We start from the raw sequence: 10275 nt of genomic DNA, 5'->3' as shown, positions 1-10275 counted from the left end.
TGCGGCCAATAGAGAGCTGCTTTTCTCCCTGAAGCACGAAATAGATCATCGGCTCATACATCAGCGCCTCGTAGCCGGTCGTTCGCTCGGCCCTGCGAAGAGCGAGGTTCGGGATGAGGTTCGGGAGTGCGGCGTGCTTGCTAAGCCGGTCAGTCAAATTGCGCAGTTCTGGTAGGCTCATAGCGATGACTAATCATGGAACATGAACAATAACGGCAGAATTGGCAGGATCGGGCAAGACGAAGGCAGGATCTGGCTCATGGATGCGTCCACATGCCCCCACATCCGTCGGTGTTACCACTGAAGGAGATGAACACCATGACCCATGTTGTTGAAACCCCCGCTTCGGACGAAACACGAAAAATTCTCAAAGGAATAGCCGCACAGATTGGCTACCCGATCCGTGCACCTCTGCTCAAGAGCCCAGAGGACTATGGTCTCAAGTATGACAGGGTTTCCTTTCTCTCGCTTGACGGAGTGCCGCTTGAGGCCTGGTTCATCCCATGTGAGGGATCAGACAAACTCGTCATCGCCAATCACCCCCTCTGGTTCAACCGCTATGGTCTGCCTGCCCACCTCGAACCTTGGAAGTCGATCGGCGGCCCTCTCAACGCATTCGAGGTGAATTACGTCCCGGACTACAAGATCCTGCACGACGAAGGATACAATGTGCTCGCCTATGACATGCGCAATCTCGGACAGAGTGGCAGCGCCAATGGTGGGATCAGCAGCGGAGGCCGTCTCGAAGCGCGAGATGTTCTGGGATCGATCCAGTATGCTCGAACGGATCCACGGCTCAAAGGAATGACCCTTGGGTTGTTCAGTCGCTGCCAGGGTTGCAATGCAACGATCTACGCCATGGCAGAGTCTCCTGATACGTTTGAAGGAATTCGCTGCATGGTGGCCCACAGCCTCTGTCTGTGCGTGTGGCGATCGAACAGCTTCTTGCGGCGATGGGACTGGATGAGCACATCGGGATCGTTGAGCAGGAGCTGATGGCGATCAACAGCTTCAGGCTAGACGAGATGTCTCCGGTACCATTCGCAAAACACGTCCGTATCCCAACACTTCTCTATCAGGTGAAGGACGACGCCTTGACAAGGCCGGACGACATCCAGGGCATGTTCGACAACATCCCCATTCCGGAGAAGGAACTGATATGGATCGAGGGCACCTCGTCACGCTGGGACGGCTACTTGTATTTCCAGCGGAAGCCTGAACGCATGATCGCATGGTTCAATCAGTACATGCACTAAACAACTTCGAAAGTTTGGCATGGTCTAGCCATGACCCTGATTGCAAACGAATCCAAAATGGCCTATCCGTGATATATACAGTTAAACTGTATATATCACGGAGCCTTGGAGGTCGACCATGTCGGATGAGAACAAGGAAGTGGTTCGCCGCTTCAACATCGAAGTGATCCAAAATGGAAGCGAGGTGGCATTTCACGCCCTGATGTCTCCTGACTTCATAAATCACGCCGCTCCCCCGGGCATGCCGCAGGGTCCTGAGAGCATGTGGAACACGTTTGAGAAGGTGTTGCGTCCTGCGTTGTCGAACCTGAAGGTCGTGATCCATGAGCAGATTGCCGAGGCAGACAAGGTCACCACCCGAAAGACCATTAGCGGAATTCACTCTGGCACTCTGCTCGGCGTTCCGGCGACAGGACGAGAGCTGACTATCAGCGTCATCGACATCGTACGCATTGAAGGCGGCAGATATGCGGAGCATTGGGGCTTGAACACGCTGTCGAACGTGATCGCCACCCTGTCCAAAGGTTGATCGGTCCCGTTAGCACAGCCGCTCGATGATACGGATGGCCGCGTCGAGCGTTTGCCTGTCCTCTTCAGATAGACGCTCCTCGATCCGTTCGGCGATCTGCGCCGTTCGGGCTTGGCGGGCGCGGGATAAGCTCGCGTGCCCCTCCTCAGTGAGGAAAAGAAGTTCGCTGCGCCGGTCCGCCGGGTTGGGCGTCTTGCCGATCAGCTTCTCTGTTTCCAACTGACCGACAACCAGTCGCATGCTTTGGTGGCGAACGTTGCGGCGGTCAGCCAGTTGGGCGACGCTCAACGGCCCTTCCCTATCCAAAAGCGACAATGTCTCCGACTGCGAGGTTGTCGGTGTCTGTGCTCCGGTTTTTACGCCGCGGATGAATCTGCTGAGCGCGACACGTAAAGCTTCGGCAAGCGCGTGAGCATCTATCGGGTTACAGGCGCTCAATTCACGATTTCCATTTCTGACACGACCTCAAGCCAGCCACTCCGCAACCCTTGCCAGTGCACGGGATAATTGCCTGAAACAGGCACTATAGGGATTGGCGGCCCCTGAGAAGGGAAGCAGACGGACTGGCTTCGGTCAAGACGCGGTCACCTTCGATCTTCGACATGGCGGCGCGGAGCTGCGCCATCGGATCGACCGCCAATGACCGGTTTGGGCCGAAACCAGCCGTAGCAAAAGGAGAAGACTTAATGAGAGGTTATGTTATAACGTATCACATAACCCTTATTATGGAACACTCCTTTTGATTCGGCTGGTGGCGCGCAGAACCGCCACCATCTCGTTTTTAGGGTTCACATATTGGCGTAGACCGGCCCTTCGCCGCCTTGTGGCGGCACCCAGTTGATGTTCTGGTTGGGGTCCTTGATGTCGCAGGTCTTACAGTGCACGCAGTTCTGCGCGTTGATGACGAAGACGTCCTGACCGTCCTTCTCCACCCACTCGTAAACCCCGGCCGGACAGTAACGTGTCGACGGGCCGGCATAGACATCATGCTCGCAGCGCTTCTGCAGATCCATGTCCCTGACATGAAGATGCACCGGCTGGTCTTCCTCATGGTTGGTGCCCGACAGGAACACCGATGACAGGCGGTCGAAGGTCAGAACACCATCCGGGCGCGGATAATCGATCTCTTTGTGTTTTGCCGCAGGCTCAAGGCTCTCAGCATCCGTCTTGCCGTGTTTCAGCGTGATGGGTGATGTGCCGAATATCTGGTTGATCCACATATCCAGAGCACCAAGCCCGACGCCGATTGCCGTGCCGAACCGCGACCACAGCGGCTTGACGTTGCGAACGCGCTTCAGATCCTTGCCGATATCGCTGGCGCGCCATTCGTTTTCGATGTCGATCACCTCGTCATTGGCGCGGCCGCTGGCAATCGCCTCGGCGATCTTGTCTGCCGCCAGCATGCCGGACAGAACCGCATTGTGGCTGCCCTTGATGCGCGGCACATTGACCAGACCGGCCGAACAGCCGATCAGCGCACCGCCCGGGAAGGTCAGTTTGGGCACGGACTGATACCCGCCTTCGGTGATGGCGCGGGCGCCATAGGACAAGCGCTTGCCGCCTTCGAAGGTTGGCGCAATCGCCGGATGCGTCTTGTAGCGCTGGAATTCCTCGAACGGAAACAGATAGGGGTTCTTGTAGTTCAGGTGCACCACGAAACCGACGGCCACCAGATTGTCCTCCAGATGATAGAGGAACGAGCCGCCACCGGTCTTCATGCCCAGCGGCCAGCCGAAGGAGTGCTGCACCAGACCCGGCTTGTGGTTCTCCGGCTTCACCTGCCAGAGTTCCTTCAGGCCAATGCCGAACTTCTGGACATCCGAGTCTTTCGACAGGTTGAACTTGGCAATCAGCTGCTTGGCCAGCGACCCGCGCACGCCTTCACCGATCAGCACGTACTTACCAAGCAGTTCCATGCCGCGTGTATAGTTCGGGCCGGGCTCGCCGTTTTTCTCGATGCCCATGTCGCCGGTGGCGACACCGATGACGGCACCCTCATCATTATAAAGCACTTCACTGGCGGCAAAGCCCGGATAGATCTCGACGCCAAGTGCTTCTGCGTGGCCCGCCAGCCAGCGGCAGACATTGCCGAGCGAGACGATATAATTGCCGTGATTGTTCATCAAGGGCGGCATGGCGAAGTTCGGCAGGCGGATCGAGCCGGCAGGGCCTAAAAACAGGAACTGGTCGTCCTTGACTTCAGTCTTGAAGGGATGGCCTTCTTCCTCACGCCAGCCGGGCAGCAGGCGATCGATACCGACAGGATCGACCACCGCACCCGACAGGATATGCGCGCCGACCTCGCCGCCCTTTTCCAGAACGACAACTGAAAGCTCAGGATTGATCTGCTTCAGCCGGATCGCCGCTGACAAACCCGCAGGACCGGCACCCACAATCACAACGTCGAATTCCATCGACTCGCGTTCAGGAAAGCGGACAGCTTGATCTGTCATGAGGCTGTGACCGCCTGTTCTAGCTTGGGCAAAATGTCAAACAAGTCCCCGACCAGGCCGTAGTCAGCAACCTGGAAGATCGGTGCTTCTTCGTCCTTGTTGATGGCCACGATGACCTTACTGTCCTTCATGCCGGCCAGGTGCTGGATGGCACCGGAAATGCCAGCGGCAATATAAAGCTGCGGTGCAACCACCTTGCCGGTCTGGCCAACCTGCCAGTCGTTTGGTGCGTAACCGGCGTCAACAGCCGCACGCGATGCACCAACGGCAGCGCCCAGCTTGTCAGCAACCGGCAGAAGAACTTCCTTGAACTTTTCCGACGAACCGAGTGCACGGCCACCGGAAATGATGATCTTGGCAGATGTCAGTTCAGGACGGTCAGACGATGCCAGCGCATCCGATACGAAGGACGAAACGCCCGGGTTGGCAGCAGCAGCAACCGCTTCAACGGCAGCAGAACCACCGGCAGCAGCCGCAGCGAACGAGGCCGTACGCACGGTGACGACCTTCTTGGCGTCAGTTGCCTGTACGGTCTGGATGGCGTTGCCAGCATAGATCGGACGCTTGAAGGTGTCAGCGGACACCACTTCGGTGATTTCCGAAACCTGTGCAACGTCGAGCAGGGCTGCAACGCGTGGCGCAACATTCTTGGCCGATGCCGTCGCAGGTGCGATGATGACATCGTAGGAACCGCTCAGCGATACGATCAATGCAGCAAGCGGTTCTGCCAGCTGGTTTGCGTAGGATGCGTCATCAGCAAGAAGTACCTTGGCAACGCCGGAAAGCTTTGCTGCTTCATCGGCTGCAGCCTTGGCACCGGAACCAGCCACCAGCACATGCACGTCTCCGCCGATCTTGGCAGCTGCGGTCAGCGTCTTTGCTGTCTGGTCGGAAAGGGTTGCGTTGTCGTGTTCTGCCAGAAGAAGAATGGCCATAATAAAATCTCCCTTATCCGTCTCTTACAATACGCCGTCGGCCTTGAGTTTCGATACCAGCTCTGCGACCGAGCCAACCTTGACGCCAGCCTTGCGGCCAGCCGGTTCTTCGGTCTTCAAAACCTTGAGGCGCGGTGCAATATCAACACCGAGATCAGCCGGGGTCTTCTTGTCCAGCGGCTTCTTCTTGGCCTTCATGATGTTTGGCAGCGACGCGTAACGTGGCTCGTTCAAACGAAGGTCGGTGGTGACGATGGCAGGCAGTTTCAGGGAAACGGTCTGCAGACCGCCATCGACTTCGCGGGTGACCGCAACGGAACCGTCCGCGATCTCGACCTTGGAGGCAAAGGTGCCCTGACCCCAGCCGAGCAATGCTGCCAGCATCTGGCCGGTCTGGTTGCTGTCGTCATCGATTGCCTGCTTGCCGAGGATCACAAGATCCGGCGTTTCAGCGTCAACCACGCCCTTCAACAGCTTGGCAACCGCCAGCGGCTCAACCGTTTCATCGGTTTCAATCAAGATGGCGCGGTCAGCACCCATGGCGAGCGCCGTACGCAACGTTTCTTCCGCCTTGGCCGGACCAATCGACACAACGACCACTTCTTCGGCCTTGCCAGCTTCCTTCAGGCGAAGAGCCTCTTCGACGGAGATTTCGTCAAACGGGTTCATCGACATTTTAACGTTGGCAAGTTCAACGCCCGTGCCATCGGATTTCACGCGAATTTTCACGTTGTAGTCGACAACTCGTTTAACTGCGACCAATACTTTCATAGTGGGTTCTCCTCAGGCCAGCGTGTAGGCGGTCTTCACCGTTGTGTAGAACTCGGCGGCGTGACGGCCTTGCTCGCGGGGACCAAAAGACGATCCCTTGCGACCGCCGAACGGAACATGGAAGTCTACGCCAGCTGTCGGCAAATTCACCATGACCATGCCTGCTTCCGCATTTCGCTTGAAATGCATCGCATGCTTAAGGCTCTTGGTCGCGATGCCCGAGGACAGTCCGAAGGACGTGTCGTTAGCTACTGCGAGTGCTTCCTCGTAATCCTTGACGCGGATAACTGCGGCCACAGGCCCAAAGATTTCTTCGCGCGAGATGCGCATCTCATTCGTCGCTTCTGTGAAAAGGGCTGGTGATAGGTAGAAGCCAGGCGTTTCTCGTTTCAGTAGCTCGCCACCGAAAGCAAGCTTCGCCCCTTCTGCCTTGCCGATCTCGATGTAATCAGTGTCTTGTTTAAGCTGGTTCTCATCGACAACAGGGCCGATATGAGTTCCTGTATTCAGCGCATCACCCACAACCACCCTCTTCAGTCGCTCGCAGACGGCAGCGACAAAGCGATCATGGATGCCTTCCGTCACGATGATGCGAGACGAGGCTGTGCACCGCTGACCGGTGGAAAAGAACGCCGAATTGACGGTAGCCTCCACCGCAACATCGAGATCTGCATCGTCGAGCACAACGAAGGGATTCTTCCCGCCCATCTCAAGCTGAAACTTTCGGTTATGCTCAATAGAAGCGAGCGCCACACGCTTACCCGTCGCGGTAGACCCGGTAAAACTCAATGCATCCACATCTGAGCTGTCGAGCATGGCCTGCCCCACCACTGACCCACGCCCCATAACAAGGTTCAAAACGCCTTCAGGCAACCCGGCCCGCACCAGAATGTCGACTATGGCCCAAGAGCAGCCTGGTACGAGGTCGGCTGGTTTCAAGACAACGGTGTTGCCGTAGCAGAGCGCCGGAGCAATTTTCCATGCAGGGATTGCGATCGGAAAGTTCCAGGGCGTGATTATTCCGACGACCCCAATCGGCTCGCGCGTGACTTCCACTCCGACGCCCGGGCGCACCGAGGGAAGCACCTCCCCCGCAAGCCGCAAGCATTCACCCGCGAAGAAATCAAATATCTGGCTGGCCCGCACTGTTTCGCCGATTCCTTCCGCCAGGGTCTTGCCTTCCTCGCGCGAAAGCAGGCGGCCGAGCTCGTCCTTTCGCGAGAGGATCTCATCTGATGTCTTTCGAAGGATCGCGTGGCGCTCGAGAATGCCGGAACGAGACCATGCCGGAAAGGCAGCCTTCGCCGCAGCTATAGCATCCCGGGTGTCCTCGGCGGAGCCGCGAGCAAACTCGCCAACTACGTCATTGATATCGGATGGGTTCACGTTTTTGGACGCTTCGTTGCCGACCCATGCGCCACCGACTAAGTTCTGGAAAAAAGTCACGATATTCTCCGATATGACTGAAAGTTAAGACGCTGTGGAAGAGCGCTTCGTCCACCGTTCGATAGCCAATCCGACAATACCCTTGCGAAACAGAAGCACGCAGGCGACGAAGATGGCACCTTGGGTGATCGTCACCCAGCTTCCAAAGTCGGCTAAATAATTTTGAAGTGCGACAATAAGAGCCGCTCCGACCAGTGGTCCAAAGAATGTCGCGACCCCGCCTATCAGCGTCATGAGCACCACCTCGCCGGACATAGTCCAGAAAACATCGGTCAAAGAAGCCAACTGGAAGACGATCGCCTTCATTCCCCCCGCCAAGCCGGACAGAACTGCCGAAAGGACGAACAGAGTTAGCTTATGCTTCTGCACCTCGTACCCCATCGAGATCGCGCGTGCCTCGTTTTCACGGACTGCATGCAGCACTCGTCCAAACGGCGAATTCACGATCCTATGGATGACGAGTAGAGAACCGAAAAATATCGTTGCTACCAGGGCGTACATCGATGCGTCACTGCTTAGATCAACGATGCCGAAGAGCGCTCCGCGGGGTATAGCCTGGATACCGTCTTCTCCTCCGGTGAACGGAGCCTGTAGAGCGACAAAGTAAACCATTTGCGCTAGGGCGAGGGTAACCATCGCGAAGTAGATGCCCTGTCGGCGGATAGCCAAGCTACCAAAGACTAGGCCCAGCCCCCCCGCCGCTATTGCGCCGATGAGGATTGAAACTTCGGGAGACATCCCCCAAACCTTTGCAGAATATGCGGTGATATAGCTCGCCGATCCGAAAAAGGCGGCATGGCCGAAGGACAAGAGTCCTCCGTAGCCGAGGAGAAGGTTAAATGCCGCTGCGAACAATGCGAAGCATAGGATCTTCATCGCGAATATTGGATATACGACAAGCGGTGCCATCAAGAGCAGAACGAGTAGTATTCCAAACTTGATAAGCGTGGATGAGCTCGTTTGAAGCCAATTTTTAGAGCCTGCATTTTCCTGTGAAATGATGTTCATAGCCATCTCAAACGCTCCTGCCAAACAAACCTGATGGTTTGATCATCAGGACAATAGCCATGATCACAAAGATCACCGTAGATGCAGCTTCGGGATAGAAAACCTTGGTAAGACCTTCGATAATTCCCAGGCTCAAGCCAGTAATAATCGCGCCGAAAATCGACCCCATTCCACCGATAACCACCACCGCGAATACAACGATAATCAGGTTCGCGCCCATGTTGGGATTTACGGCATATACAGGTGCGGCCAACACACCTGCGAAAGCAGCCAACGCCACTCCAAGACCGTAGGTGAGCGTTATGATCAACGGTACATTGATACCGAACGCCTGCACGAGCTCCGGGTTTTCAGTAGCCGCGCGAAGGAACGACCCAAGTCTGGTCTTCTCGATCACGAGCCACGTCGCGATACATACCAACAATGAGGCGACAACTATCCAACCGCGGTAGTACGGCAGGTATATAAAACCGAGATTTACGCCCCCACTCAACATTGCGGGAACTTGATATGACAAGCCCGACACGCCGTATGCGTTTCTGAACAGGCCCTCTATTATCAATGCGAGACCAAACGTGAGAAGGAGACCGTAAAGGTGATCCAGTTTGTAAAGTCTTGAGAGCAACAACCGCTCAATAATCATGCCCAGAACAGCTACGATCAACGGCGCTATGATCAGGGACGGCCAGTAGCCAATCCCAAGATAATTCAACAACAGCCACGCCATGAACGCACCCATCATGTATTGTGCGCCATGGGCAAAGTTGATGATGTTTAGCAATCCAAATATGATTGCCAAACCAAGGCTCAAAGTCGCGTAGAAGGCCCCGTTAATCAGACCAAGTAACAGTTGCCCGAACAGAGCCGCTGTCGGCACACCAAGTATTGTTAACATCGTCGCATCCAATCGAAACGAACGGACCAGGTACCGCGCGAAAGCAAGAGACCTGGTCGCGCTCTGATTACTTGATCAAGTTGCAGCCGCCAGCCTCGATAGGACGGAAGGCCTCTTTTGCCGGAATAGTTGCAAGCAACTTGTAGTAATCCCAAGGACCCTGAGATTCCTCAGGCTTTTTCACCTGGAACAGGTACATATCTTGCACACGCCGACCGTCTTCGCGGATTTTTCCTTTTCCGAGCACGACATCGTCCGTCGGCGTTTCCTTCATGAATTTGACCACGTCAGCGGTCGTCTTCGAGTTCAGCGCGGAGACTGACTTGAGATAATGTGTCACCGCTGAATACACGCCAGCATGCGCCATGGTTGGCATCGTTCCACCAAAACGGTCGGCAAACCGTTTCGACCACTCGCGAGTTGAATCATTTTGATCCCAATAAAACGCTTCTGTTAGTACCAAGCCTTGCGCAGTTTGCAGGCCGAGCGCGTGAACATCGCTGATGAACACAAGTAGACCTGCCAAGGTTTGGCCTCCCTGCGTAATACCAAATTCTGATGCTTGCTTGATTGCATTAATTGTATCGCCGCCTGCATTAGCCAGGCCAATAACTTTCGCGCCAGACGATTGCGCTTGGAGCAAATAAGACGAGAAATCTTGTCCTGGGAAAGGATGACGCACCTGACCGAGAACCTTACCACCAGCTTCCTTCACGGAAGCAGCAGTATCTCGTTCCAGGGAATGGCCAAATGCGTAGTCAGCTGTAACGAAATACCAGCTGTCATAGCCTTGCTTGACAAGTGCACTACCTGTTCCATGACCTAGTGCCCAAGTGTCATAAGTCCAATGGATGGTATTCGCGTTACATTTGCTTCCGGTGAGGTCGGACGACCCGCCCGCGGAGACTATTGTAAGCGGTTAGCCGAGGGCGTGGGGCTTGAAGTTCCAGGGCATAAGCGCCTCGATTTCAGAGACAGGCCA

11 protein-coding genes and 1 pseudogene are annotated in these 10275 nt (G+C 55.7%); 3 read left to right on the top strand and 9 right to left on the bottom strand.

Going from position 1 to position 10275, the window contains the following annotated elements; all coding sequences use genetic code 11:
- A partial coding sequence (locus DOU54_RS28470; protein ID WP_210206206.1) for an AraC family transcriptional regulator N-terminal domain-containing protein occupies positions 1-181 on the bottom strand: 181 nt, incomplete at its 3' end.
- A gap of 137 nt (positions 182-318) precedes the next feature.
- Between DOU54_RS28470 and DOU54_RS28160 the strand changes: the two genes are divergently transcribed.
- The 3 genes from DOU54_RS28160 to DOU54_RS15175 all read left to right on the top strand — a co-directional run bounded on the left by DOU54_RS28160 (position 319) and on the right by DOU54_RS15175 (position 1785).
- On the top strand, positions 319-996 hold the full coding sequence (locus tag DOU54_RS28160; protein ID WP_286079918.1) for an alpha/beta hydrolase family protein: 678 nt from the start codon (positions 319-321) through the stop codon (positions 994-996).
- Entirely contained in the window at positions 996-1256 is a 261-nt protein-coding gene (locus DOU54_RS28155; protein ID WP_286079917.1) for an alpha/beta hydrolase family protein, read from the top strand. The genes DOU54_RS28160 and DOU54_RS28155 overlap by 1 nt, the downstream gene beginning before the upstream one ends.
- 118 nt (positions 1257-1374) lie before the next feature.
- Positions 1375-1785 carry an ester cyclase gene (locus tag DOU54_RS15175; protein WP_113731524.1) on the top strand — a complete coding sequence of 137 codons (411 nt, stop codon included), beginning with the start codon at positions 1375-1377 and terminating at the stop codon, positions 1783-1785.
- A 9-nt stretch (positions 1786-1794) separates the two neighbouring features.
- Here DOU54_RS15175 and DOU54_RS15170 read toward each other — a convergent pair whose 3' ends face one another.
- From DOU54_RS15170 to DOU54_RS15135, 8 genes and pseudogenes are all read right to left on the bottom strand, one after another.
- Complete coding sequence (locus DOU54_RS15170; protein WP_113731523.1) at positions 1795-2223, bottom strand: MarR family winged helix-turn-helix transcriptional regulator; 429 nt, start codon at positions 2221-2223, stop codon at positions 1795-1797.
- Between the two features lie 350 nt (positions 2224-2573).
- Positions 2574-4238: an electron transfer flavoprotein-ubiquinone oxidoreductase gene (locus DOU54_RS15165; protein ID WP_113731522.1), complete on the bottom strand. Its 1665-nt coding sequence runs from the start codon at positions 4236-4238 to the stop codon at positions 2574-2576.
- On the bottom strand, positions 4235-5173 hold the full coding sequence (locus DOU54_RS15160) for an electron transfer flavoprotein subunit alpha/FixB family protein (protein ID WP_062654024.1): 939 nt from the start codon (positions 5171-5173) through the stop codon (positions 4235-4237). The genes DOU54_RS15165 and DOU54_RS15160 overlap by 4 nt, the downstream gene beginning before the upstream one ends.
- A gap of 24 nt (positions 5174-5197) precedes the next feature.
- Positions 5198-5944 (bottom strand): electron transfer flavoprotein subunit beta/FixA family protein, encoded by a 747-nt coding sequence (locus DOU54_RS15155; RefSeq protein WP_046802313.1) that lies wholly within the window; start codon positions 5942-5944, stop codon positions 5198-5200.
- 12 nt (positions 5945-5956) lie between these two features.
- Positions 5957-7390, bottom strand: coding sequence for an aldehyde dehydrogenase family protein (locus DOU54_RS15150; protein ID WP_113381670.1), 1434 nt, complete (start codon positions 7388-7390; stop codon positions 5957-5959).
- Positions 7391-7414: 24 nt separating this feature from the next.
- Positions 7415-8398 carry a branched-chain amino acid ABC transporter permease gene (locus DOU54_RS15145; RefSeq protein WP_082186308.1) on the bottom strand — a complete coding sequence of 328 codons (984 nt, stop codon included), beginning with the start codon at positions 8396-8398 and terminating at the stop codon, positions 7415-7417.
- A gap of 7 nt (positions 8399-8405) precedes the next feature.
- Positions 8406-9293, bottom strand: coding sequence for a branched-chain amino acid ABC transporter permease (locus DOU54_RS15140; protein WP_082186143.1), 888 nt, complete (start codon positions 9291-9293; stop codon positions 8406-8408).
- Positions 9294-9360: 67 nt separating this feature from the next.
- Positions 9361-10203 (bottom strand): annotated as a pseudogene (locus DOU54_RS15135) (ABC transporter substrate-binding protein); the annotation flags it as partial.
- Positions 10204-10275 lie beyond the last annotated feature (72 nt).

Origin of the sequence: Agrobacterium sp. MS2 (assembly GCF_003261015.1) — a bacterium.
In the GTDB taxonomy this organism is placed as follows: domain Bacteria; phylum Pseudomonadota; class Alphaproteobacteria; order Rhizobiales; family Rhizobiaceae; genus Agrobacterium; species Agrobacterium pusense.
Note: the sequence above shows the minus strand (reverse complement) of the source record. Positions and strands in the feature narration are given on the sequence as shown.

What these genes read in the sequence shown, in the direction of transcription:
- DOU54_RS28160 (WP_286079918.1), top strand. Translation starts at nt 319, where the DNA reads ATGACCCATGTTGTTGAAACCCCCGCTTCGGACGAAACACGAAAAATT.
- DOU54_RS28155 (WP_286079917.1), top strand. Translation starts at nt 996, where the DNA reads ATGGCGATCAACAGCTTCAGGCTAGACGAGATGTCTCCGGTACCATTC.
- DOU54_RS15175 (WP_113731524.1), top strand. Translation starts at nt 1,375, where the DNA reads ATGTCGGATGAGAACAAGGAAGTGGTTCGCCGCTTCAACATCGAAGTG.
- DOU54_RS15165 (WP_113731522.1), bottom strand. Translation starts at nt 4,238, where the DNA reads ATGACAGATCAAGCTGTCCGCTTTCCTGAACGCGAGTCGATGGAATTC.
- DOU54_RS15160 (WP_062654024.1), bottom strand. Translation starts at nt 5,173, where the DNA reads ATGGCCATTCTTCTTCTGGCAGAACACGACAACGCAACCCTTTCCGAC.
- DOU54_RS15155 (WP_046802313.1), bottom strand. Translation starts at nt 5,944, where the DNA reads ATGAAAGTATTGGTCGCAGTTAAACGAGTTGTCGACTACAACGTGAAA.
- DOU54_RS15145 (WP_082186308.1), bottom strand. Translation starts at nt 8,398, where the DNA reads ATGAACATCATTTCACAGGAAAATGCAGGCTCTAAAAATTGGCTTCAA.
- DOU54_RS15140 (WP_082186143.1), bottom strand. Translation starts at nt 9,293, where the DNA reads ATGTTAACAATACTTGGTGTGCCGACAGCGGCTCTGTTCGGGCAACTG.